Genomic DNA, 23860 nt, shown 5'->3' with positions numbered 1-23860 from the left:
TGTCCTCTGTTCGCTTTAGACTACACCACATAAGACATTTTCCGCAAATTCAAACCCGTTTACGGAAGGATCACGGAGATGAATGAAAGCGAGAGCGCGAAGTTCCGGGCCATGATCGAGACGCGGTTGGCACAGATCGAGGAAGAGAACCGGCTTGGCGCAGAGGGGCAATCCGTTGTGACGCTGGATCAGCAGGCGGTAGGACGGCTCAGCCGTATGGACGCGCTCCAATCACAGGCGATGGCCAAGGCGGGTCAGGCGCGGCGCGATGGCGAGGTGAGGAAACTGCGCGCGGCACTTGATCGGATCAAAGAGGGAGAGTTCGGCTATTGCGAGGATTGCGGCGGAGAGATCGCATTGAAGCGCCTCGCATTTGATCCCGGTGCGGCGCTCTGTATCAGCTGCGCCTCCGGCTAAGACGCCAGTCGATGAGCGTAGAGAGGACAAGCTCGAAACACTGGCAATAGTCCTGATCGCCAAACCCCGGTTCCGGGCGCATCGGGTGCTGGCCCGCTGCCGACATGAGCGAACCATCCCCCCAAAGACAATGGCTATGCCCGAAGCGTTTGAAATATCGGTGCGCGGCGTCGGCTTCGTAGATCAGGCGCCGACAAGCCGGTTCCCGCATCATGTGCGGCAGCACGAGAAGCGCCCGCGCCGCCGCCACCACATCGCCATGCATCACCCGACGCATCTAAGCCTCGAGCGCGATCCGCGCGAAGGGACCGGGGCCGAACCGGGCCGAGACCTGCGCAACTGCGATCTCATAGGGGCCAGAGAGGCCATCCGTGGCCTGCGCTGCCGCATCATAGATCCAGACCGGGACGTCGAGCGTCATCTCGCGGACAACTGAGGCTCCTTGCAGCACACGCAGGAGATACTGCTCTTGCTCTTCACCCAAGGGCACCTCTGGCTGGTCCCAGCCATCGCCATCAATCCGCGTCCGGCGCACCCATGTCAGCGAGAGATCGCCATTGGCCTCTGGTACTGCGCGCAGGTGACAGGGGCGATAGGGTCGTAGCCCGTTGCCTGCGAAGGCTTCGACATGATGGCGATAGGACGGATCGTCATATCCGCGCTGTGCCGGGCCGATCCGGTAGTGCCGCGCCACATCGCGCGCAGCGCTGGCAAGGTCGATCTGCTCCACTCCGTCCCCGAGACGCACCACCCACGATCCGGCAGGCCATTGCCCCGGTATAAGCGCATCGGTGCCAAGCTGGCCGCGCAAGCGGTGACGCAACCACCATGTATCCGGCGCGATCAACTCGGCCTCGCCAAACTGCAATAGCTCCCAGTTTCCCGGCGTGCCATCGCCGATCGCAATTAGGTTGGCGCCGGATAGCATTGCCTCTTCCGGTACGCTTTCGAACGCGCCCGAGATCAATCGCACCTGAAGGGCCGGGCCGTCATCGAACCGCCCGCTTGGCGCCGCATGTAACGCGGTTTCCGTAACGCCGATTGTGGCAGGTCGGCTCAGGAGCCTGTTCAGAGAATAGTTGCCATCGCTCACCGAGTCATAGACCGCGACGCTCCCTGGCCAAGACTTCGCCGTCGTCGCGATATGGGGAGCATGGGGAAACTCGTCGCCACGCATGAGAGGCAGGTCGAGGAAAAGCGTCTCGACAGGAGATGGTGCAGCAAAGGCACGATGCGCAGGCGTATCCTCTTCATAAGGAACCGCCTCGTAGGTTGCAGGGAGGATGCGGGCGGCCTCAATGATCTGATGAACGCCAAGTTCGACGGAATCGATGCGGAAATGCTCTGTGCCGCTTTCGCCGTCAAGCGACACCACGTCCCCTGCCCCAAGCGAAAGGCGCGAAGGCGGCAACGCAAAGCGCAGGCTTTCGCGCGCCACTCGAGCCTCGTTCAGCCAGCGTTTTGCCACGTGCCGCCCTTCCCCGCGCGTCATTGCCAGCGGTAGCTCACTTTGCGACACTCCGCGCAGTGTATCGTCGGGCATGTTGGCCTCTTCCGCGACCACGTCGAAATCGCCATCCGCTTCGATAAAGTTGACCCGCACGCGCCCGGAAAGCTCGCTTTCAGCGGCGCGCAGACGTTCGATGCGCCCGTCGAGATCCTCACTGATCGCCAGGCGCTTCTCGTCGAGCGGCACCGCATCGTCCCCGTCACGCATCCGGAACTGAAGGCGTCCATCGCGTTCGACCGCATCGAAGCCATAGCGCAGCATGAGTGGTTGCAGCGCGGCGCGGCCGTCGCTGATCTGGTCGATAGCATAGCCGCTCACAACGCCGCGCAGATCGCGAATGTCGTAGTGTTGGAGCCCCGCATCATCGCAGATTTCTGCCACTACCGACGCCAGCGCACGGCTTGACACTCGCCCATTGAGCCAATGCCCACGGGCATAGTTCGCGCCGTCGCTCCAAAGCGCGCGCGCGTTTGGAAACGCCGGGAAGGGCCGCGTGTCCCAAGCCCATGCACAGGCTCCTCCCATATCGACCATCGGCGCACCGTAAAGCGGCGACACCGGGTTGTGCACGGGATCATTCCAATAGCTTAGCATGGCGCGGTAGTATTGCTGTTGCAGGTAGTCGTCGCGCTGGCCGTTGGAGGCGTATGGCAGACCGCTCTCCGACGATTTCACATCGACGAAACGGTTCGGCTGGTTCGTACCCTTGTCAATCGCGGCACAGCCGATCTCATCAACCCATGCCGCATCGAATTGCGGCCCCCGAAGCGCCTCGGGCTCATGTGCCGAAAACACTTGCGCAATCGCACCGTTGGGCCAGACGAGCCGCTTGCGTCCGGCCTCCCAGACCGGTTTGCGATCCGGCGGGGAACAGGCAAGGATACCGCTCTCGCCAAAGATCATCACCTCGCGCACCTGATCGACGGTCTCTCCGACAAGCGCCACGCGCCGTGCCCGGCCTGTGTCCGTGGGGCCATCGCCCTCGACCTGCATGCGCACCCATTCCGACCCGGCCCGCGTCTTGCCCGCGCCGCGCCCGCCAAGGATCACCCAAGTGGCCCAATCGCCTTCCGGCGCGAGTTGATGCTCGTAGGCCCAGAAATCAAACAAGAAGGGGAGAGCCAAAAGCTCTCCCTCGCTGAGGCTGTCAAGAAATGCCTCCTGCGTCTTCCGCGGCGCGGAGGCGATCCAAGCGGCGCCCGATCTGATCCCGCGCGCTGTCGAGTGCGAGTTTCGGGGCACCGGCCCGGCCTCTGTCTTCTGTGCGGTATGTGTCAAAGCGTGTCTCCGTATCAAGCGCCAACCGGACGAGCCCGCGCAGATCGCGTACCAAGGGCGCGCACTGGGCAATCGCCCGGCGATCGCCGCGGCGCAGATGCGTTTGCAGCGTCCCGACCGCGTCGCTCAGCCCAAAGAGAAGCTGTCGCAACTGTGCGATTTCGCGGTCCAGTGTGGGCTCGCCCGTAGGCGGGTGGGGTGTGGTCATCTGTGCTCATCGCCTCTCATGCGTGGTGTGCCCCTCCGCACGAGCGTCCCCATCGGGAACGTCTAGCACCCCCAGTCCTAGACCAGCCTCCCCGCCAAAACATGAATCCACCGTGCGGAGGGTGCGACACGAAAAAGGGCGCCCCGAAAGGCGCCCTTCTGTCTGTCTCGCGATATGCTTACTGGTCGTTGCGTTCGGCTTCGATCCGACGCCACTTGGCCACGTTGTCGTTATGCTCGGCCAATGTTCGTGCAAAGGCATGGCCGCCCGACCCATCCGCGACAAAGAAGATATATTCCGTCTGGTCCGGGTTGACCGCTGCCTCAAGGCTGGCTTGCCCCGGGTTGGCGATCGGCGTCGGCGGCAGACCTTCGATCACATAGGTGTTCCAAGGCGTTTCACCGCGCAGCTCGCTCTGGCGCAGGCCGCGGCCAAGAACGCCCTGCCCCCGCGTGATACCGTAGATCACTGTCGGGTCGGTCTGGAGCTTCATGCCGCGCTCAAGGCGGTTGGTAAAGACGCTCGCCACCTGACGGCGCTCTTCCGGAACCCCGGTTTCCTTCTCGATGATCGACGCAAGGATGAGCATCTCTTCGGGCGACTCAAGCACCGTATCCTCCGAGCGGCTTTCCCACGCGGCGGCGATGCGCACGGTCTGCGCCTCAGCCATGCGCGCGATGACCGACGCACGGCTATCCCCTGCGCGCACCTCATAGCTATCGGGCGCAAGCGTGCCTTCTGCAGGCACCTCGACCTCGCCCGACAAAAGATCAATCGCCTTCAGCGCATCGACCACCTGCCAGCTCGTCACGCCCTCGGCCAACGCGATGCGATAGCGCGTATCACGGCGCTGGCGTCGATCGGTATAGACCTGCGGCACCTCTTCGGCCTCGGCCGGGTTGAACGACGCCAACTCAACAAAAGCCTTCGCCTCCGGGTCCAACTCGCGCACCTGCACAACCTGACGGGTGACGCCGACACGATAGACGATCTCCGTGCCACAGGTGCTCGCCCCGCCACGGGTCACGATATCGGTGATCTCTTGCATCGAGGCATGCGCCGGAACAAGGAACGATCCTGCCTTCAACTGGCTGGCCTTTTCCGTGTAATCCGCACCGATGCGAAAGATCGGGCCGCTGCTGATCGCGCCGCTCTCGTCAAGCTGGCGTGAGATGCGGTCCATTGTCGACCCCGGTTCCACCCGAAGGCAGATCGGCGCATCCAATGGCCCTTCCGCGGTGTATTGCCCCTTCCCCCAAAGCACGAGGCCCGCGAGCAGGAACAATGCCACGATCAAAAGCATGATCGCGTTCGAGGCGATGTGTCGCCACATTAGCTCACCTTTCCGAAGAGCACCGAGGCGTTCGTGCCGCCAAAGCCAAAGGAATTCGACAGCGCCACGTTGATTTCGCGCTCCACCTTCTTGTTCGGTGCAAGATCGACCTGCGTCTCGACCGCAGGCGTCTCGAGGTTGATGGTCGGCGGCGCGACCTGATCGCGGATTGCAAGGATCGAGAAGATCGCCTCGATCGCGCCCGCGGCACCAAGAAGGTGACCTGTCATCGACTTGGTCGAGGACATGGTGACGCTTCCTGCCGCATCGCCCATCATGCGCTCTACCGCGCCAAGTTCGATCACGTCGGCCATGGTCGAGGTGCCATGCGCGTTGATATAGTCGATGTCCTTCGGCTCAAGCCCGGCATTGCGCAGCGCCGCACGCATGGACCGCTCGCCGCCTTCGCCATCTTCCGAGGGGGCCGTGATGTGATAGGCATCGCCCGACATGCCATAGCCGATCACTTCGGCATAGATCTTCGCGCCGCGTGCCTTGGCGTGTTCGTATTCCTCAAGAACCACAACGCCTGCGCCCTCGCCCATCACGAACCCGTCGCGATCTGCGTCATAGGGGCGGCTCGCGGCCTTGGGATCGTCCGCACGTTTCGTCGAAAGCGCACGCGCCGAGTTGAAGCCGGCAATGCCGATCTCACAGATCGCCGCCTCTGCGCCGCCCGCCACCATCACATCGGCATCGCCGAACATGATGATCCGGCTGGCATCCCCAATCGCATGCGCGCCGGTCGAGCACGCCGTGACAACCGCGTGGTTCGGCCCCTTAAAGCCGTATTCGATGCTGACCTGACCCGAGATCAGGTTGATAAGGGCGCCGGGAATAAAGAACGGCGAAACACGGCGCGGGCCTTTTTCGGCCATCAGCAACGTGGTCTGTTCAATCGACTGCAAACCGCCGATCCCCGACCCGATCATCACGCCCGTGCGCTCTCGGCCCTCGGAATCTTCCGGCTTCCAGCCCGAATCTTCAACCGCCTGCTTGGCAGCCGCCAGACCGTAGAGGATGAAGTCATCGACCTTGCGACGCTCTTTCGGCTCCATCCAGTCGTCCGGGTTGAACGTCCCGTCACTGCCGTCGCCATAAGGCACTTCGCACGCATATTTCGTCGTCACGCGCTCGGGATCGAACCGCGTGATGGGGCCAGCCCCGGATTGCCCATCAAGGAGCCTCGACCAGGTTTCTTCGACCCCGTTGGCCAACGGAGTCACAAGCCCCAGTCCGGTAACGACAACACGACGCATGTTTATGCCCTTTCCTCAATATTCCCGAAAGCTCTTAGCCCGGCTTGCCCCTGCGGGGCAAGAGTTTGACGCCCGATCGGCAGGATCCGGCAAAAGAAAAACCCCTGCCAATATGGCAGGGGTTCCGTGACCTTCAAGAAGGTCGAAAAGCCTTAGGACGCTTCGGAGATGAACTTCACCGCGTCGCCAAAGGTCTGGATGGTCTCGGCTGCGTCGTCCGGGATCTCGATGCCGAACTCTTCTTCGAAGGCCATCACGAGTTCCACGGTGTCGAGGCTGTCTGCGCCCAGATCGTCGATGAACGATGCGTTCTCAACGACTTTGTCTTCTTCCACACCAAGGTGCTCGACAACGATTTTCTTAACGCGATCTGCGATGTCGCTCATGGTTCATTCCTCATTTTTGGTTTGGGAGCATGTCCCGTCTTGTGATCCTGATGCCTTTTTACAGGCAATGATGTGCCGTGGAACAGCCCCCTTCGGCAAACTCTGGCGCGCTATAGCACACTGCGCCTGTTTGGCAAATGCTTTCCCGCCCCTTGCGTAAACCCCAAAATGGAGACTGCAAGAGCGTGGCGCAAGAGGCGATTTCATGCATCTCCTCTGCCCCTTTGCCTCAAAGCATCGCCATACCGCCGTTGACGTGAAGCGTCGTGCCCGTGACATAGCCTGCTTCCGGGCTGGCAAGGTAAAGCACCGCCGCCGCGATTTCCTCGGCCGACCCCATGCGCGCTGCCGGGATCTGGGCGTTGATCTTGCCTTTTTGATCATCCGTGAGCTTGTCGGTCATCGCCGTGGCGATAAAGCCCGGCGCCACAGCGTTGGCGGTGATGCCACGGCTTGCGACCTCGTAGGCTATGGATTTTGTAAGACCCACCATGCCCGCCTTGGAGGCGGCATAGTTTGCTTGGCCGGGGTTGCCGGTGGCACCAACGATGGACGAGATATTGATGATCCGCCCCCAACGCGCCTTCATCATCGGGCGCATCACGCCGCGGCAGAGCCGCATCGTCGAGGTGAGGTTGACGTCAAGCACCGACTGCCACTCCTCGTCCGACATCCGCATGAAGATCTGGTCACGGGTGATCCCGGCATTGTTGACGAGAATATCAAGCGCACCCATCGCCTCGATGGCCTGTTTCGGAAGCGCGTCGACCGCCTCCGGATCGCTGAGGTTGCAGGGCAGCACATGCGCCCGCTCGCCAAGCTCTGCCGCCAGCGCCTCAAGAGGCTCCACGCGGGTGCCGGAAAGGCCCACCGTCGCGCCCGCCGCATGAAGCGCCTTGGCGATCTCGCCGCCGATCCCGCCCGACGCCCCGGTCACAAGGGCGCATTTTCCTGTCAGATCAAACATGTCTCTTATCCTTATTCCTGCCACCCGGCACATGCCCTTTCACGGGTCACACGCCGGGCCATACTCGTTTCAGCTTAACCGAGGCTCTCGGCCGCCGCTTTCACATCATCGGGTGTGCCCACGGCCTTGCAGGCAATCGCCCGGTCAATCCGCCGGATCATTCCCGCCAGCGCCTTGCCTGCACCAACTTCCCACGCTTCCGTGATGCCGTTTTCCGACATCCACTGCACCGATTCGCGCCAACGCACGGAGCCAGTGACCTGATCGACGAGTAGCGCGCGGATCGTGGTCGGATCGCTGACCGGTTCGGCCAAGACATTGGCGATGACCGGCACCGCAGGCGCCTTGATATCCACTTGGCCAAGCGCCTCTGCCATGGCATCCGCCGCCGGTTTCATAAGCGCACAATGGAACGGTGCACTCACTGGAAGAAGAACCGCGCGTTTCGCGCCCTTGCCCTTGGCGATTTCCACCGCGCGCTCGACCGCGCCCTTGTGGCCCGACACCACGACCTGTCCGGGGTCATTGTCGTTCGCCGCCTGGCACACCTCGCCCTCGGCAGCTTCGGCGGCAACTTCGCGCGCCGCTTCGAAATCCAGCCCAAGAAGCGCCGCCATGGCGCCGACCCCAACCGGAACCGCCGCCTGCATCGCCTGCCCACGCGTGCGCAGAAGACGCGCGGTATCGCCAATAGACAGGGCGCCTGCCGCTGCCAGCGCCGAATACTCACCAAGAGAGTGGCCCGCCACACAGGACGCCGCCTCGATGGTCACGCCCTCTGCCTCAAGCGCCTTCATCGCCGCCAGCGAGGTCGCCATAAGCGCCGGCTGCGCGTTCTGCGTCAGGGTCAGTTCGTCTTGCTCCCCCTCCCAGATCAGCCCACTCAGGGATTCCCCAAGCGCCTCGTCCACCTCGTCGAAAACGGCCTTTGCTGCCGGATAGGCTTCGGCAAGGGCCTTGCCCATCCCAATCGCCTGTGCGCCCTGGCCCGGAAATACGAATGCTCGGCTCATAACTGGTCTCCCGTCTGCCTCCACGTTTCAAACCGGGATACCCCGACCGCCCCACGGGCGCAACGCCATAGCGCATTTGCGCACGGCCCTTGTGCGCCTGTCTGCGTTCCGGTTTTCGCCCGTGCAGCCTAGATAGATCGAGAACCCGCGACCCAAGGACATCTCCATGCCCCTGCAAGACACAACGGCTCGCTATGGCAGCCTGACCAAGACCTTTCACTGGCTGACCGCCCTTCTGATCCTAAGCGCGATCGGCCTCGGTCTTTTGGCCGAGAACGCGGCCTATGCGACGGGCGACGAGCTGGCCCGCAAGGCAACGCTCTTCTCAATTCACAAGACCGTCGGCATCGCCGCCTTCCTGACCGCGCTCCTGCGCATCCTCTGGGCCGTGAGCCAAACCCGCCCCGGCCTCCTCCACCCCGAGCGCCGTCTCGAAGCCTTTGCCGCCCACCTCGCCCATTGGCTCCTCTACGGCGCGATGGTGATTGTGCCTCTCTCGGGCTGGGTGCATCACGCCGCCACAACCGGATTCGCGCCGATTCTCTGGCCCCTTGGCCAATCCCTGCCCTTCGTGCCGAAATCCGAAACCGTCTCGGAACTGGCCTCGACGGTGCACTACCTCGGCTTCCTGATCCTCGCGGGCACGATCCTCGCCCATGTGGCGGGGGCGCTGAAACATGCCCTGATCGACCGTGACGATACATTGCGCCGGATGCTGCCGCAGCGCGCCGATTTCCCCGCAACCGCGCCGCGCCGCCACATCCTGCCACCGCTCGCCGCGGCTGCTGTCTGGGCCGGGATCATCGCCTTTGGCGCCATGAGCACGAGCTTCGCCCCCGAAGCCCCGCAACAGGCCGCTGCGCCCGCGCCCGCCACAAGCGACTCCGCCGCCAATTGGCAGGTCGAAAGCGGCACGCTCGCCCTCACCGTCTCGCAGTTCGGCTCCGAAGTGTCGGGGCGCTTTGAGACATGGGATGCTCAGATTACCTTCCACGAGACCGCCACCAACGGCAGCCACGGCCGCGTCGAAACACGTGTGTCCATCCCGTCACTGACCCTCGGCTCTGTCACCGATCAGGCGCTTGGCCCCGATTTCCTCGCCGCCGAAGCGCACCCGACCGCCCTCTTCACAGCAGACATCCTACCCGCAGAGACCGGCTATATCGCGCGTGGCACACTCGCCTTACGCGGCGCAGAACAGCCGCTTGATCTGCCCTTCACCCTCGAGATCGACGGCGACACCGCCACAATGCAAGGAGAGCTCACCCTCGACCGCCGCGACTTTTCCATCGGTGACAATATCGCCGAAGAAAGCTCGCTCGGCTTTGGTGTCCGTCTCGACATTTCCCTCACCGCCACCCGCACTGCGCCAGACGCGAACAGCTAAGCTTACCGTCTTGGGCATCATGCATTGAAAGAACGCCCTCAGAGAACTCTCCGAGGGCGCTCACAAGGCCTATGTCACAAGAACGGGTTCCGAACTGTTGGCTGCGCCCAGCTCAAATCGCTCAACGAGATACCCTCCTTCGTAAGAAGTCGTCCCCGTTCTGAGAAGAGACAGAGGCCGCCCTTGCCCACCGAAGAGCGGTACACCGTCCCCATAGACACAGGGCGCACGCTTCAAGACGAGTCGGTCGATAAGACCCTGCCTAAGAAGCCAACCGGCGAATTCTCCTCCGCCACAAAGGTAGATTGGCCCTGGGGATTTTGCCTTCAGGCGATCTATCCGATCAGACCACCGGTCTTCTACAACGTGAATTTGGCTCTTATCGCCTAGACGAAGGCTTTGCGAGAATACAAAGGTTTCCATGTGTGCATATGGATTGTCCCCTGGACGAAGCCCGAAATCATATCCAAATTCATAGGTCTTTCGTCCCATGATTGCGGTCGCATAGCCGTCAAGTCGCGCCATGTAGTCGTCAACAACTGGCCCATCTGGGGCAAACTGAGAGATATCCCCATCCTGACCGCAGATATAGCCGTCCAACGAGACGGCAACGTCATAAATAATAGGTTGCATGCGTTGCTCCTGCAGCAATTCCAAATCTGCCGATATCGGCGTGAAACGAATTTGGAACTATTTGATCACTGGCAGGGCACTCCTCTACTACTGTCATTGGGCTAGCATGGCCGTAGCTCCGGCGTCAAATCGACCCAAATCTGAACGGAACCAACCCGCAAAAAGGGCCGCCGGTCTCCCCGGCGGCCCTTTCTATGTCTTCTATGCCTCAAATAGACCCTTTGCGGATCACTCGGCTTTCATCGCCTCAACCGAGATCATCACCTCGACCTCGTCCGAGACGTAAGGTGCGAACTTGCCAAGGCCATAGTCCGAACGCACGAGCGTGGTGGTCGCGTCGAAACCGGCCCATTCTTTGCCCGCCATCGGGTGTTCGCCAGATTGGTTCAGCGCCGCATCCAGCACCACAGGCTTGGTCACGCCGTTGAGCGTCAGGTCGCCGGTGATCTTGGCCGTCGCTTCGCCCGTGACCTCGATACCGGTCGAGGTAAAGGTGACCATCTCGTCTTCACCCGCGCCAAAGAAATCTTCCGACATGAAATGCGCGAACCGTGCTTCCCAGCCGGTCATCATCGCACGCACCGGAAAGGCCACGTTGACGGACGAGGCCGCCGGGTCTTCCTTGTCGAACTGGATATCGCCCTCGAACCCCGAGAACATCCCGTAGGTGGTCGAGAAACCGAGATGGTTATAGCTAAAGAGGATCTGGCTGTGGCTGGCGTCGAGCGTGTAGGCAACAGGCTCGGCCGATGCGATTCCGCCACCAAGAAGAAGTGCGGCAGCAGCAATCATATGGGTTTTCATTTTGGATAACTCCGGTTGGGTTTTCAGATGGCCTGAATGTCTATCCCAACCGGGTCGTGCACAATTCGCTACACTCCAACAGGTTTTGTGCGCTGGTGAACATCACGAAACTGCGAGCGATTGGCTCCGCAGCTGTGCGATCGCGTCAAGACGGGCATTCGCCCCCTCGAGCGGCAGTTCCGCAAGAATCTTACCAGTGTCGCCATACATCGTCAGCACGTCATCCGAGACCTGGATCCGGCCAATATCTTCATAGTTGATGCTGCGCACGATATGGCTGCGCCCCCGCGACAACCCCTGCACAAGAAGCACCTGACGGTTGCGCCCGTCGAAATGCAACTCAAAGCGCGGCTTGTCGGTGGCGATCTGGGTCATGCCGACGCCAGCGGTCACCATCATGATCGACAGGAACATCTTGGCAAGAAGGATCGACGGATCGAGATCCTGCCCCGGCACGAGCCAGAGACCCGCCCCTGCCCAGATGAACCCAAAGCCGAAAAGCACTGCCGCGGCACGGACCGGAAAGGATTGCGCGCGCTTCAATTCCTCGGACTGGACGCTTGATGAGGCAGAAAGCCCCTGAACTGCGACAGCCATTTTCCCACTCCCACTCATGAGACTATCATTTCGATGCCTTATGGTCGGTCGAGATTCGGGCGAGAATGCGGCAACGCCGGGGAATTCTCACGCCGCCGCCCGTGGCGTGAAAACCTGAAAACAAGCCTTGCGCCAGCCGCTCAAACCGCTATACAGCGCCATCCTTTCGCGTGAATTATGAACCGCGCAGTCTCTCGTGGGTGGGGTGCGAAAGGACGTCAACGCCCCGCTCTTTGAAATGCGCCTGAAAATGAATGGAGCACACATGCCCCTCTATGAGCATGTATTCATCTCGCGCCAGGACCTGTCCAACGCGCAAGCCGAAGGCCTCATCGAACATTTTGGCACCGTCCTCGCTGACAATGGCGGCAACGTCATCAACAGCGAATACTGGGGCGTCAAAACGATGGCCTACAAGATCAACAAGAACCGCAAGGGCCACTATGCCTTCCTGCGCACCGACGCTCCGGCGGCGGCTGTTCAGGAAATGGAACGCCTGATGCGCCTGCATGACGACGTGATGCGCGTTCTCACCATCAAGGTTGACGAGCACGCCGAGGGTCCGTCGATCCAGATGCAGAAGAAAGACGACCGCGACAACCGTCGCGAACGTCGTTGATCCACGCGTGAAGAAAGGACACTAAACCATGGCTGCAAAACCGTTTTTCCGCCGCCGCAAAGTCTGCCCCTTCTCGGGCGACAACGCACCGAAGATTGACTACAAGGACACCAAGCTCCTTCAGCGTTACATCTCTGAGCGCGGCAAGATCGTGCCTTCGCGCATCACCGCCGTTTCCGCCAAGAAGCAGCGTGAGCTGGCCCGCGCAATCAAGCGCGCCCGCTTCCTCGCCCTGCTTCCCTACGCCGTGAAATAAGGAGAGAACTGATGCAAGTTATCCTTCTGGAACGTGTGGCCAAGCTCGGCCAGATGGGCGAAGTCGTCGACGTCAAACCCGGCTACGCTCGCAACTACCTCCTGCCCCAGAACAAAGCGCTGACCGCTTCCGCGGCCAACATCGCCCAGTTCGAAGAGCAGAAAGCCCAGCTTGAAGCCCGCAACCTCGAGTCCAAGAAAGAAGCCGAAGCTCTCGGTGAGAAACTCGACGGTCAACAGTTTGTCGTGATTCGTTCGGCATCCGATGGCGGCAACCTCTACGGTTCCGTTTCGACCCGTGACGCCGCAGTCGTGGCAACCGAGGCCGGCTTCTCGATCGACCGCAAGCAGGTTCTGATCCGTCAGCCGATCAAAACCCTCGGCCTGCACGAAGTCGAAGTGCACCTGCACCCCGAAGTCGACGTCGTGATCAAGCTCAACGTGGCACGCTCCGACGAAGAAGCCGAGCTTCAGGCATCGGGCAAGTCGATCCAGGAACTCGCAGCCGAGGCAGAAGCCGAAGCCGAATTCGAGATCGCGGAACTCTTCGACGATATCGGCGCGGCTGCGTCGGAAGACGAAGATCTTGCCGAAGCTGTCGAAGAAGACGCTGGCGAAGAAGAAGAGACCACCGAGGAATAATCCTCCCCTCTTCTCGCAACCTATTGAAACCGGCGCCCTCGTGGCGCCGGTTTTCTTTTGGGGCTACTCCCCGAAATTGCCGCCCGTTTCAATCGGCGCCATGCGGACAAGACGGCTATCGACGACCGCCGCCTGCCGATGCGCCATGGCCTTGCGATATTCCGGGTCTTTGAGCATATCGACAAAGGCCTGCGGGCTCGGATATTCCGCGATGAAACAGAGATCCCAGCCTTCCTCCTTCGGCCCGATCACCATCTGCTCCATCGCCCCACGCCAGACGATCCGCCCACCAAGCCGCTTGAACACCGGCGCACTTTCGCGGCCATAGGCGGCATAAGCCTCCTTGCCGCTGGCTTCGCGCCCGTCTTCGTACTCGGCCCTGTCGCGCAGTTTGACGAGGTTCAGCATATGGATCGGCCCGGGCCGGTCATTGGCCTTGAAGGCCTCGAAATCTTCCTTGTCAAACGCGGTATAGGGCATGGGGTCCTCCTGATGTCTTTTCCCAGACTGGAACACCGCCCTGCACAGGCCAACAAAAAAGGCCGCCCGAAGGCGGCCTTTCAAAGGATGTGACGCAAGGTCTTACTCGTCTTCGAGCGACTCGAGTGCTTTCTCGAGATCGGCCTTGGCGACCTCTTTCTCGCTGACTTGGGCCAGTTCAAAGACATAGTCGATGACCTTGTCTTCGAAGATCGGTGCGCGCATCTGCTGCTGCATCTGGGCATTCTGCTGCACGAATTCGAAGAACTCACGCTCCTGACCCGGGTACTGGCGTGCCTGGTTCATGATCGCTTGGGTCATCTCGGCGTCGGTCACTTCGACTTCGGCTTTCTGGCCAAGCTCGGCCAGCAGGAGGCCAAGGCGCACGCGGCGCTCTGCGAGGGTCTTGTGCTCGTCGGTCGGCTCGATCTCGCCGTGGTCGTGGCCCTGAACGTCCGGGTTGTCGTCATGCCAAAGCTGGTGCGCGATCTGGCCGGCTTCTGCTTCAACGAGGCTCGGCGGCAGCTCAAAGCTGACCATCTTGTCGAGCTCGTCAAGAAGCGCGCGCTTCATCAGGGCGCGGGCTGCACCAGCGTATTCCGCCTCAAGGCGCTCGCTGATCTGACCTTTGAGAGCGTCGAGATCTTCTGCGCCGAACTTCTGTGCAAGTTCGTCGTTGACCTCTGCCGCAACCGGTTCCTTCACCTCTTTGATGGTGCAGGAGAACACGGCTTCTTTTCCGGCAAGGTGCTCGGCCTGATATTCTTCCGGGAACGTGACGGTGACGTCTTTTTCTTCCTCGGCCTTCACGCCGACAAGCTGCTCTTCAAAGCCCGGGATGAACTGGTTCGAGCCAAGCACGAGCGGGAAATCTTCCGCCGAGCCACCCTCAAACGCTTCGCCATCGACCTTGCCGACGAAATCCATGACGACCTGATCGCCGTCTTTCGCCTTAGAGCCCTTGCGGCGCGCTTTGAAGTCCTGCGCGGTCTCGGCAAGGTTGCCAAGCGCTTCTTCGACGCCCGCGTCGTCGGCCTTCACGACCATCTTCTCGAGCGAGATGGACTTGAGATCGACTTCCGGGATTTCCGGCAGGGCTTCATAGGACATTTCGACTTCGACGTCGTCGCCCTCTTTCCACTCTTCGCCGTTCTTCATCTCGATTTTCGGCTGGGCCGCCGGCTTGTCGCCGGTGGATTCGAAATGCGCGCCCATCGCTTCGTCGATGGCTTCCTGCATGGCTTCGCCAAGAAGACGCTGACCGAACTGTTTCTTCAGAAGCGGCATCGGCACCTTGCCTTTGCGGAAACCTTTCATTTCGATTTCCGGCTGCGCCTCGGCCAGCTTGGCGTTGACCTTGTCGTCCAGCTCCTGCGCGGTCAGCATCATCTGATACGCGCGTTTCAGACCTTCATTCAGAGTCTCGGTGACCTGCATTTCAGTTCCCCATAGGTTACGGCGCGCATGAACCGCGCGCGGGCAAAAATTTTCGCCGTTCTATTGGCCAGCGCGACCGGACGCAAGCGCAAATCCCCTACCCTTGCTGCTGGGTTTCGCCTTTCTCGCCGGGCACAGCCCATAACTATACGAAAACCCTGTAAAACCGGGGCGAAACAGACTGTCGTTGGGGAAAAGCATGGTGCGGGTGAAGGGACTCGAACCCCCACGCCTCGCGGCGCCAGAACCTAAATCTGGTGCGTCTACCAATTCCGCCACACCCGCACTGCGCGGCCTCTTAGCAAAGCCTTGCAGAGGATGCGAGAGGAAAACGCGCCCCTGCGCTCAAACTGCGCTCAAAGCTGGCGCAAAAGACTCGCCTCATGGCGTTTCACCAAGAGCCGCGCCGAAGACAGCGCAACCTCGCGGCCAAGGTCGATCTGCGGAAACAGCGCCGCCAGTTCGCGCCGGCTCGCCTCGGGAATGGTGCTGAGGCTGATCGGGCCGGGATTGAGGTTCTCGGTCTCGAGACCATCGGACAGCACGATCTCGTGATGGTCGAATTGCAGGTGGATATAGACCGTCTCGCGCACATCCTGCGCGATCTGCACCGCCCGGTCATCCACGAGATGCGCCGCCGCCACAAGCACCTCCGACTCCCCGGTGAAAAGCTCGGCCCGCCAGCCGGAAATCAGGATTCGGTGCTGCTGCGACACCAGCATGTCGCGCTCCGGCGCGCCCGGCCCGAAAGCATCCGCCCGGATTCGCACCGGCCGGAATTGCGGCTCCCGCGCCATCCGCGCTGGCGACACCGCACAGCGCCCGATCCAGCGGATCGCCTGCGCCCCCCGGTCCCGCGTCAGCACCATATCCCCGACCTCAAGCGCCTCGACCGGCCGCGCGCCCTCTGTCGTGAGGATCATCGTGCCCGGCGTAAAACAGGGCGGCGCGGCAATATCGACATTGTCCACGGCCGATCCGCCGCTCGGCCCTTCCGTCGCCGACACCACGTTGAGCGTCACCCCGATGGGCGGGAATTCATTCACGAAGGCAAGCCCCTCGATCGTGCCGTAGGAGGGCGAGGAATTGTTGACGTTGACCGCCAACGCCCGGTAGGTCAGCCCCGTCGAGGGATCCTGCAACAGGATCTCGTATTCCGCCTCGATCCCGGTGTTGTTGCCATAGCTGGACCCGTCGAAACTCTGCCCGCCATCAAGGCGCTGGTTGCTGTCGTTGTCGTCGAAATCGACATCGTTGCCGCCATCCTTGACCGCGATCTCTTCCCAGGCATTGTCATTGAGCGTGATGGTTTTTCCCACGAGGTGAGAGCCATCCCCCTGCGTGATGCCATCGAGGGACACACCGCCAGACACGGTGATATGGGACTCTCCCAGAGCCCAGAAACTATACTTCGACATGTAACAGGACCTGCTCGACCTGATTTATTTTTATGCCGTAATGATAAAGGAAGAATGAGTCCCGGACAATTGTTTTAGGCCACGCCCAGATCGCGGAGGACTTTCGGCAACATCTCCGGCAGGTCTTCGGCGATCAGCCCCGGCCCGAAGACCCGCGCCGCCTCGACATGGAGCCACGCGCCCGTCTCCGCCGCCTGCATCGGCGGAAAACCCCGCGCCAATAGCCCGGTGATGATCCCTGCCAGCACATCGCCCGCCCCGGCGGTCGCCAACCACGGCGCCGCGCGCTCATAGGCCGCCGCATGGACCGCACAGCGCCCGTCCGGCGCAGCAATGACCGTATCCGCCCCTTTATAGAGCACCACACACCCCGCCCGCTTGGCCGCCTCCCGCGTTGCATCGACCTTGGAGAAGGCCGGTCCCGTGACCGCAGGCGCGGCCAGTTTCTCGGCAATATCCGGAAAAAGCCGCGCAAACTCGCCCCCATGCGGGGTCAGGACACACGCCCCATGCAACATGTCGAACAACACCTGCGGATCCTCGGCAAACGCCGTCAACGCATCCGCATCGAGCACCGTCGCGCGCCCGGCCTCCAACGCCACGGGGACCAGCTCCTCCGCCTGCCGCAGGCCCAATCCCGGCCCAAGGCAAACCGCATTGATCCGCTGGTCCTGCAACCGCTCCCGCAATGCCGCCCCGTCCACGACCTCGCGCATCATCTCGCCCGTGATCTGCGCCGCAACCTCCACCATCGCCTCGCCCGGCACGCCAAGCGTCACCAGCCCCGCGCCCACACGCAACGCTCCCCTTGCCGCCAACCGCGCCGCCCCCGTGCGCCCCGCGCTGCCTGTGAGTATAAAGGCATGGCCGTGGGAGAATTTGTGAAGACCCCCCTTCGCAAGGAGAACAGAGGGACCATCAACCAATTTGACGATATCGCCCGGCGGCACCGCAGGGCAGCGCCCGTCCCCAAGACCGATATCCGCCACAACCACCTTGTCCGCTTGCCGCGACCCGTCACCAAGCCGGCACCCAATCTTTTCCCTGTGAAAGACTACCGACATCGCCGGGGCCAGTCTGTCCGAGCGCGCGTCGGGTGCTATCAGCAATTTCCCTGAATCCGAATCCGTGCCGCTGGGCAGGTCAATGGAAACAACGAACTGCTGCGAAAAGGCAGCTAGAACGTTTTGGATTTCTCCGCCGATCTGGCGCGTTAATCCCGTGCCAAATACGGCATCAATCACAAGGTCAGGGAAATGCTCAATAGAGTCCGACGCATCTTCCCACCTGCCGCAACTCCCCAATTCACACCACTGCTCATAATTCACCTTGGCATCCGGCGGCAGCTTCTCTCCATCCCCATAGAGAAACACCTCCACTTCCCAGCCCCACTCTTTCAACAACCGTGCGACGACAAACCCGTCGCCGCCATTGTTCCCCGGCCCGCACAAAACCACCGCCCGATGCGACGTCTGCGCCAGCTCCGGCCATTCCTCGAAAATCGCCTCCACGACGCCCCGCCCGGCGCGCTCCATGAGCTCGAGCCCCGTGACCTCGCCCGACTCAATCGCGGCCATTTCAATGGCGCGCATTTGTGCAGCTGTCAGTAATTCGCTCATACCCTGACCTTTCGCGATTCAATTCAGCGCCATTTTTGCGCTTTCTGCCTAAATTTTAATCACACGCTTCGGAATCGCTGACCGACATCCCTTGTACGGAGCCTAGTCAATTGAGACCCCTAGGGGAAAGTGATCTGTCGGGGGCAATTAGTCAGGTGAGGAGAGTCCCCGGATGAAGAAAATCGAAGCAATCATCAAGCCGTTCAAGCTTGATGAGGTCAAGGAAGCCTTGCAAGACGCCGGTATCCAAGGCCTGAGCGTGATCGAAGTCAAAGGCTTCGGTCGCCAGAAGGGCCATACCGAGCTCTATCGCGGCGCAGAATACGTCGTGGATTTCCTGCCCAAGGTTAAAATCGAAGTGGTGCTCGACGACGATCAGGTCGACGGCGCCATCGAGGCGATCGTGGACGCCGCCAAGACCGACAAGATCGGCGACGGCAAGATCTTCGTGAGCACGGTCGAACAGGCCATCCGCATCCGTACCGGTGAATCCGGCTCGGACGCCCTTTAAGTCACCCCCATTCTATCTGTAACAGAAGGACAAAGAGAATGAGCGCAGACGCAGTTCTCCAGCTACTGAAAGACGAAGAAGCGGCATATGTCGATATCCGCTTCACCGACACGCGCGGTAAGCTTCAGCACGTCACCGTGGACGTGGACCTCGTTGACGAAGACTTCCTCGAAGAAGGCTTCATGTTCGACGGCTCCTCCGTCGCGGGCTGGAAATCCATCGAAGCTTCGGACATGAAGCTCATCCCCGACACCACCTCGGCCTATGTCGATCCCTTCTATGCCGAGAAGACCATCGCCATCCACTGCTCGATCGTCGAGCCGGACACCGGCGAAGCCTACGAGCGCGACCCGCGCGGCACCGCCGAAAAAGCCGAAGCCTACCTCAAGGCATCCGGCATCGGCGACACCGCCTTCATGGGCCCGGAAGCGGAATTCTTCCTCTTCGACGACGTACGCTTCTCCAACACCATCAACAAAGTGTCCTATGAGGTCGACGCGATCGACGCCTCCTGGAATACCGACACCGAATACGAGATGGGCAACACCGGCCACCGTCCGGGCGTCAAAGGCGGCTACTTCCCCGTGAACCCGATCGACGACGCTCAGGACATCCGTTCCGAGATGCTCTCGACCATGAAGCGCATCGGCATGAAAACCGACAAGCACCACCACGAAGTGGCGTCCTGTCAGCACGAGCTTGGCCTGATCTTCGACACCCTGACCAAACAGGCGGACGAGCTTCAGAAGTACAAGTACATCATCCACAACGTGGCCCAGTCCTACGGCAAATCGGCGACCTTCATGCCGAAGCCGATCTACGGCGACAACGGCACCGGCATGCACGTCAACATGTCGATCTGGAAAGACGGCAAGCCGCTCTTTGCAGGCGACAAATATGCTGACCTCTCCGACGAAGCCCTGTGGTTCATCGGAGGCATCCTGAAGCACGCGAAAACGCTCAACGCCTTCACCAACCCGTCGACCAACTCCTACAAGCGCCTGATCCCCGGTTTTGAGGCCCCGGTTCTGCGCGCCTACTCGGCTCGTAACCGTTCGGGTTGTGTGCGTATTCCGTGGTCGGAATCGCCGAAAGCCAAGCGCGTCGAAGCGCGTTTCCCCGATCCGTCGGCGAACCCCTACCTCTGCTTCGCAGCCCTGCTCATGGCTGGCCTCGACGGTATCTCGAACAAGATCGATCCCGGCGAAGCCATGGACAAGAACCTCTACGACCTTCCGGCAGAGGAACTCGAAGGCATCCCGACCGTCTGCGGCTCGCTCCGCGAAGCTCTGGAAGCTCTGGCCTCCGATCACGACTTCCTGCTCGCAGGCGACGTGTTCACCAAAGACCAGATCGACGGCTACATCGACCTCAAGATGGAAGAAGTCGAGCTTTTCGAACACACCCCGCACCCTGTCGAATTCGGCATGTACTACAGCTGCTAATCAGCTTCGGGACAGTAAACAAAAGGGCGCCTCTCGGGGCGCCCTTTTTCGTTGGGGGAAAGTCCGCTACGCGGGACATTGCTGCCGTTCTGGTATTCCGCCAATCTGTGCTTACGTCGATTTGAGGTGCTACCAGTGAGTGATTTACTTTCGAAAGCTATTCGGGCCGCAGCAAAAGGCAGTGGCTGGTCCGTGAAGCGAGATATCCTCTCAAGGCGGATAGGAGATTACTTTCTTGCGGTGCATCCACGCAGAGGGTCAAAGGGACGCATCGAGTTCCGGGCGAAGCCCGCCGCTTGGGACCACATGTTATGGTCAATTCTTCAGATTGAAGGAAATGAGACCGAACCAGTGAGCTTTCGTTTCACCGGCGCCTTCCTTTGCGATAGCCCTGCGCTACTCCAGCACGATCTGGAACACACTGCGTCACATGAAGAAATTGCTCGCGATATGGTCCAGCTTTCCGAGCGTATTTCGCATATGCCAGAAGTTTGGCAGGGATATGATCTGGCCCGCGCTATAGCTAGCGAAAAACCGCAGGAGCCATACCGCTACCATATGACCCGTGTTGTGGAGCGGATCTGTCGCGGAGATCGGCAAATGGCTCGTGAGATATGTGATGCGGCATTGTCAGGAAAACTGGACCTGCGCAGCACTTTCTGGTCGTCAGACAAGCTTTCACCAACAGATGCGAATGGACGCCGACAAAGCCTGTCGTTCTTCCACCTGGCGCAGCTATGGATAAGCCGTCACTGATCTCTTCGGCCTCAAACCCGCCCCTCACTGCCTCCTCCCCCCGATTTCCCACCTTCCCCTCGCCGCCCCAATCCCGCTAGGCTCTCCCCAAACGGAGGCCCCATGCCAAAATTGCTGATCGTCTATCATTCCCGCACCGGCGGAAGCCGTCAGATGGCCGAGGCGGCCTACACGGCCGCCAAGGAAGAGGTCGAAACGACCCTTCTCAAGGCCGAGGACGCGCGCCCCGACGATCTCCTCTCTGCGGATGGCTACATCTTCTGCGGCCCGGAAAACCTCGCCGCGCTCTCCGGCGCGATGAAGGAGTTCTTTGACCGCTGTTATTACCCGGTGCTGGGCCGCATCGAAGGCCGCCCCTATGCGCTGATGATCTGTGCCGGCTCCGATGGTGAAAACGCCAAGCGCCAACTGGCCCGCATCGCCACCGGCTGGCGCCTCAAGGAGGTGCAGCCCGGCTTTATCATCAACACCGCCGCCCAGACCCCCGAGGCCATCCTCGCCGAGAAAACCCTCCCCGAGGAGGCTCTCGCCCAATGCCGCGAGCTTGGTCAGGCGCTCGGCGCGGGGCTGGCCATGGGCGCGTTCTGATCCGCCATCATATTCTCGCGCGCTACTACAAAAGTATGGATCGAAAATACCGCCACGCCCGTTTCCGGCAGACGCAGGATGCTTTGCTTCTCGCACCTGAAATAGGGGCCGCTTTCGCCGGGTGAGACCCGCCTCGGCTCCTTGGCCGAGCGCGGTTGATGTAGCTCTGGATCATCATACCAAAGCGCATTGAACCGCCACAGGGGCCGCTCCGGACGCACCCCGTCAAAGAGCCGCTGCACCCGCCGCGCAATATCCTCGGTATACTCGGGCACCGACGCATGGATGCCGACGAGCGGCTGCAAGAACTTCTCCGCCAGCGTCCAGCTTGCCGGGAAACACAAGACCGCCCCGATCAACACATGCTCTTCGCCGCGCTTTTCAAGCAGACAGAAATCCTCCTGCACAAGCCGCCCCAACGTGCCGAGAGGGTCGCCCCAATCAATCGCAACCCTTCGCCCATCCGGACAAATGACCTGCGCCCCGGCCGCGATGAAATCCGCCCGCGCGTCCAACGCGGCCAACACGGTCTCAAGCAATTCCCGCGCCGCAGGACGCGCGCGCTCGTCCATCGCAAGCACCGTCGCGCGCCGCCCCTCCAACAACGCCTCGCGCCGCGCCATCTGCCCGTCATAGGCCTCGTCGATGACAATCCAATCCGTCGGGTCCAGCGGTGAAATCCCCGGCAAGCGCGCCTCGGACAGCGCGTCAAAGGGGATCGTCGTCTGTAAAATCTCGCTCATGGTCCGGACCCTAGCACCGCCAAAATCCGGTCACAGCCGAAAAAAGACATGAACCACGTCGCAAACGGATAGGATCGCTCGCAAATCGCGCGCCACCCTTCTCGCGACCCAGAGGAGGACTGGCTATGCGCGATCATTACCGTGACATCCGCAAGATCGACCCGACCCAAGGCGAGCGCACGCGCGACAATACCCCGAACGACATGAACCGAGTCGAGATCGGCCCGACGCTCCTCGCGCTCTCAGAATGGGACGCGGCGGGGCTGGTGCTGCCGGATCTTCAGGCGATGCGCCGCTACCGCTGGGAACGGCTGACCAACCATATCGTCGCGCGCGGCTATGCGGGCCTTTTGATGTTCGACCCGCTCAACATCCGTTACGCCACCGACTCGACCAATATGCAGCTCTGGAACACCCATAACCCCTTCCGCGCCCTGCTCCTGTGCGCCGATGGCTACATGGTGATTTGGGACTACAAGAACTCGCCCTTCCTGTCGGAATTCAACCCGCTCGTGCGCGAGGCCCGCTCCGGTGCCGACCTGTTCTATTTCGACCGTGGCGATAAGATCGACATCGCCGCCGATACGTTCTCCAACGAGGTCCGCGAGATCCTCGCCGAGCATAGCCCCGGCAACACCCGTCTCGCCGTCGACAAGATCATGATCCACGGGCTTCGCGCGCTCGAGGCGCAGGGGTTCGAGATCATGGAAGGCGAGGAAGTGACCGAAAAGGCCCGCTCCGTCAAAGGCCCCGACGAAATCCTTGCCATGCGCTGCGCCTCGCATGCCTGCGAAACGGCGGTTGCCGCGATGGAACACGCCGCCCGCGCCGGTGTGCCGCGCGGCGAGATGAGCGAGGATGATATCTGGGCCGTGCTGCATGCCGAGAACATCCGCCGCGGCGGCGAATGGATCGAGACCCGCCTCCTGACTTCCGGCCCCCGCACCAACCCGTGGTTTCAGGAATGCGGCCCCCGCATCGTCCAGAACAACGAGATCGTCGCCTTCGATACCGATCTCGTCGGCTCTTATGGCATCTGCGTCGACATCTCACGCACATGGTGGATCGGGGATCAGGCCCCCCGCCCCGACATGATCTATGCCATGCAACATGCCCATGAGCACATCATGACCAACATGGAGCTTCTGAAACCCGGCGTGAACATGCAGGACATCTCCCGCGCCTGTCACCGCCTCGACGACCAGTTTCAGGATCAGAAGTACGGCTGCATGATGCATGGGGTGGGCCTGTGCGATGAATGGCCCCTGATCGCCTATCCCGACCGCATGGTCGAAGGCGCGTTCGATTACGAGCTGGAGCCCGGCATGGTGCTCTGCGTCGAGGTGCTCGCCGGCGCCGTGGGCGGCGACTTCTCGATCAAGCTCGAGGATCAGGTGCTGATTACCGAGACCGGCCACGAGAACCTGACGCAATACCCGTTCGATCCCCGTCTCATGGGCGAGGCCTAGCCGGGTGGCGGTCACCTTCTGGCAAACTCCGTGAACCAAAGCGGGCGTTTCGGCGCACCGACGCAATACCGACGTGATACCGACGC

At 61.3% G+C, this 23860-nt stretch carries 26 protein-coding genes and 1 tRNA gene; 10 read left to right on the top strand and 17 right to left on the bottom strand.

Annotated features, from left to right (window positions below):
* Nucleotides 1–78: 78 nt before the first annotated feature.
* Nucleotides 79–417 (top strand): TraR/DksA family transcriptional regulator, encoded by a 339-nt coding sequence (locus R1W01_RS12120; protein ID WP_243613061.1) that lies wholly within the window; start codon nucleotides 79–81, stop codon nucleotides 415–417.
* Here R1W01_RS12120 and R1W01_RS12115 read toward each other — a convergent pair.
* The 8 genes from R1W01_RS12115 to fabD form a co-directional block, all read right to left on the bottom strand.
* A complete protein-coding gene (locus R1W01_RS12115; RefSeq protein ID WP_297756949.1) occupies nucleotides 398–694 on the bottom strand; it encodes a hypothetical protein in 297 nt (98 codons plus the stop codon). The genes R1W01_RS12120 and R1W01_RS12115 overlap by 20 nt on opposite strands.
* A complete protein-coding gene (locus R1W01_RS12110; RefSeq protein ID WP_297756947.1) occupies nucleotides 695–3052 on the bottom strand; it encodes a phage tail protein in 2358 nt (785 codons plus the stop codon).
* A gap of 22 nt (nucleotides 3053–3074) precedes the next feature.
* Entirely contained in the window at nucleotides 3075–3413 is a 339-nt protein-coding gene (locus R1W01_RS12105; protein ID WP_297756945.1) for a hypothetical protein, read from the bottom strand.
* A 178-nt stretch (nucleotides 3414–3591) separates the two neighbouring features.
* A complete protein-coding gene (mltG, locus tag R1W01_RS12100; protein WP_297756943.1) occupies nucleotides 3592–4746 on the bottom strand; it encodes an endolytic transglycosylase MltG in 1155 nt (384 codons plus the stop codon).
* Nucleotides 4746–6005 (bottom strand): beta-ketoacyl-ACP synthase II, encoded by a 1260-nt coding sequence (gene fabF / locus R1W01_RS12095; RefSeq protein WP_243613066.1) that lies wholly within the window; start codon nucleotides 6003–6005, stop codon nucleotides 4746–4748. Before fabF ends, mltG begins: the two co-directional genes overlap by 1 nt.
* Before the next feature lie 152 nt (nucleotides 6006–6157).
* Nucleotides 6158–6391, bottom strand: coding sequence for an acyl carrier protein (locus tag R1W01_RS12090; protein ID WP_036558652.1), 234 nt, complete (start codon nucleotides 6389–6391; stop codon nucleotides 6158–6160).
* Nucleotides 6392–6620: 229 nt separating this feature from the next.
* The gene (gene fabG, locus R1W01_RS12085; protein ID WP_243613067.1) at nucleotides 6621–7358 is read right to left on the bottom strand and encodes a 3-oxoacyl-[acyl-carrier-protein] reductase; all 738 of its coding nucleotides are present in this window, start codon (nucleotides 7356–7358) and stop codon (nucleotides 6621–6623) included.
* 74 nt (nucleotides 7359–7432) lie between these two features.
* Nucleotides 7433–8371 carry an ACP S-malonyltransferase gene (gene fabD / locus R1W01_RS12080; protein ID WP_243613068.1) on the bottom strand — a complete coding sequence of 313 codons (939 nt, stop codon included), beginning with the start codon at nucleotides 8369–8371 and terminating at the stop codon, nucleotides 7433–7435.
* A gap of 166 nt (nucleotides 8372–8537) precedes the next feature.
* Between fabD and R1W01_RS12075 the strand changes: the two genes are divergently transcribed.
* Nucleotides 8538–9758, top strand: coding sequence for a cytochrome b/b6 domain-containing protein (locus tag R1W01_RS12075; RefSeq protein WP_297756938.1), 1221 nt, complete (start codon nucleotides 8538–8540; stop codon nucleotides 9756–9758).
* 69 nt (nucleotides 9759–9827) lie between these two features.
* Here R1W01_RS12075 and R1W01_RS12070 read toward each other — a convergent pair whose 3' ends face one another.
* The 3 genes from R1W01_RS12070 to R1W01_RS12060 all read right to left on the bottom strand — a co-directional run bounded on the left by R1W01_RS12070 (nucleotide 9828) and on the right by R1W01_RS12060 (nucleotide 11792).
* On the bottom strand, nucleotides 9828–10391 hold the full coding sequence (locus tag R1W01_RS12070; RefSeq protein WP_297756936.1) for a dihydrofolate reductase family protein: 564 nt from the start codon (nucleotides 10389–10391) through the stop codon (nucleotides 9828–9830).
* Nucleotides 10392–10619: 228 nt separating this feature from the next.
* Nucleotides 10620–11195 carry a YceI family protein gene (locus R1W01_RS12065; RefSeq protein WP_243613071.1) on the bottom strand — a complete coding sequence of 192 codons (576 nt, stop codon included), beginning with the start codon at nucleotides 11193–11195 and terminating at the stop codon, nucleotides 10620–10622.
* Nucleotides 11196–11297: 102 nt separating this feature from the next.
* A complete protein-coding gene (locus R1W01_RS12060; RefSeq protein WP_243613072.1) occupies nucleotides 11298–11792 on the bottom strand; it encodes a hypothetical protein in 495 nt (164 codons plus the stop codon).
* Between the two features lie 265 nt (nucleotides 11793–12057).
* On the opposite strand from R1W01_RS12060, the gene rpsF reads away from it, so the two are divergent.
* From rpsF to rplI, 3 genes are read left to right on the top strand one after another with little or no spacing between them, the layout of a single operon-like run.
* Nucleotides 12058–12411, top strand: coding sequence for a 30S ribosomal protein S6 (gene rpsF, locus R1W01_RS12055; RefSeq protein WP_243613073.1), 354 nt, complete (start codon nucleotides 12058–12060; stop codon nucleotides 12409–12411).
* 28 nt (nucleotides 12412–12439) lie between these two features.
* Entirely contained in the window at nucleotides 12440–12667 is a 228-nt protein-coding gene (gene rpsR, locus R1W01_RS12050; RefSeq protein WP_008328567.1) for a 30S ribosomal protein S18, read from the top strand.
* Nucleotides 12668–12678: 11 nt separating this feature from the next.
* The gene (gene rplI, locus R1W01_RS12045; RefSeq protein ID WP_297756926.1) at nucleotides 12679–13308 is read left to right on the top strand and encodes a 50S ribosomal protein L9; all 630 of its coding nucleotides are present in this window, start codon (nucleotides 12679–12681) and stop codon (nucleotides 13306–13308) included.
* Between the two features lie 63 nt (nucleotides 13309–13371).
* On the opposite strand, the gene R1W01_RS12040 is transcribed toward rplI, so the two are convergent.
* The 5 genes from R1W01_RS12040 to R1W01_RS12020 form a co-directional block, all read right to left on the bottom strand.
* On the bottom strand, nucleotides 13372–13788 hold the full coding sequence (locus tag R1W01_RS12040; RefSeq protein WP_243613075.1) for a DUF1330 domain-containing protein: 417 nt from the start codon (nucleotides 13786–13788) through the stop codon (nucleotides 13372–13374).
* A 102-nt stretch (nucleotides 13789–13890) separates the two neighbouring features.
* Entirely contained in the window at nucleotides 13891–15225 is a 1335-nt protein-coding gene (gene tig, locus R1W01_RS12035; protein WP_297756923.1) for a trigger factor, read from the bottom strand.
* Nucleotides 15226–15425: 200 nt separating this feature from the next.
* Nucleotides 15426–15510 (bottom strand) — tRNA-Leu (locus R1W01_RS12030).
* Between the two features lie 71 nt (nucleotides 15511–15581).
* Nucleotides 15582–16643 carry a Hint domain-containing protein gene (locus R1W01_RS12025; protein WP_317275239.1) on the bottom strand — a complete coding sequence of 354 codons (1062 nt, stop codon included), beginning with the start codon at nucleotides 16641–16643 and terminating at the stop codon, nucleotides 15582–15584.
* Nucleotides 16644–16717: 74 nt separating this feature from the next.
* The gene (locus R1W01_RS12020) at nucleotides 16718–18262 is read right to left on the bottom strand and encodes an NAD(P)H-hydrate dehydratase (RefSeq protein WP_317275238.1); all 1545 of its coding nucleotides are present in this window, start codon (nucleotides 18260–18262) and stop codon (nucleotides 16718–16720) included.
* A 172-nt stretch (nucleotides 18263–18434) separates the two neighbouring features.
* Here R1W01_RS12020 and R1W01_RS12015 point away from each other — a divergent pair, with 172 nt between their 5' ends.
* The 4 genes from R1W01_RS12015 to R1W01_RS12000 all read left to right on the top strand — a co-directional run bounded on the left by R1W01_RS12015 (nucleotide 18435) and on the right by R1W01_RS12000 (nucleotide 21562).
* Complete coding sequence (locus R1W01_RS12015; RefSeq protein ID WP_243614841.1) at nucleotides 18435–18773, top strand: P-II family nitrogen regulator; 339 nt, start codon at nucleotides 18435–18437, stop codon at nucleotides 18771–18773.
* A 38-nt stretch (nucleotides 18774–18811) separates the two neighbouring features.
* Complete coding sequence (glnA, locus tag R1W01_RS12010) at nucleotides 18812–20218, top strand: type I glutamate--ammonia ligase (protein ID WP_297756917.1); 1407 nt, start codon at nucleotides 18812–18814, stop codon at nucleotides 20216–20218.
* Between the two features lie 135 nt (nucleotides 20219–20353).
* Nucleotides 20354–20974 (top strand): hypothetical protein, encoded by a 621-nt coding sequence (locus R1W01_RS12005; protein WP_297756915.1) that lies wholly within the window; start codon nucleotides 20354–20356, stop codon nucleotides 20972–20974.
* A 102-nt stretch (nucleotides 20975–21076) separates the two neighbouring features.
* Nucleotides 21077–21562: a flavodoxin family protein gene (locus R1W01_RS12000; RefSeq protein WP_297756913.1), complete on the top strand. Its 486-nt coding sequence runs from the start codon at nucleotides 21077–21079 to the stop codon at nucleotides 21560–21562.
* On the opposite strand, the gene R1W01_RS11995 is transcribed toward R1W01_RS12000, so the two are convergent.
* A complete protein-coding gene (locus R1W01_RS11995) occupies nucleotides 21523–22305 on the bottom strand; it encodes a heme-dependent oxidative N-demethylase family protein (protein ID WP_297756912.1) in 783 nt (260 codons plus the stop codon). The two genes, R1W01_RS12000 and R1W01_RS11995, sit on opposite strands and share 40 nt — an antisense overlap.
* Nucleotides 22306–22430: 125 nt before the next feature.
* On the opposite strand from R1W01_RS11995, the gene dddP reads away from it, so the two are divergent.
* On the top strand, nucleotides 22431–23774 hold the full coding sequence (gene dddP, locus R1W01_RS11990) for a dimethylsulfonioproprionate lyase DddP (protein ID WP_297756909.1): 1344 nt from the start codon (nucleotides 22431–22433) through the stop codon (nucleotides 23772–23774).
* The last annotated feature ends 86 nt before the right edge of the window (nucleotides 23775–23860 follow it).

Source organism: Shimia sp. FJ5 (genome assembly GCF_032918335.1).
In the GTDB taxonomy this organism is placed as follows: Bacteria; Pseudomonadota; Alphaproteobacteria; order Rhodobacterales; family Rhodobacteraceae; genus Shimia; species Shimia aestuarii_A.
This window is presented reverse-complemented; position numbering and strand designations above follow the sequence as displayed.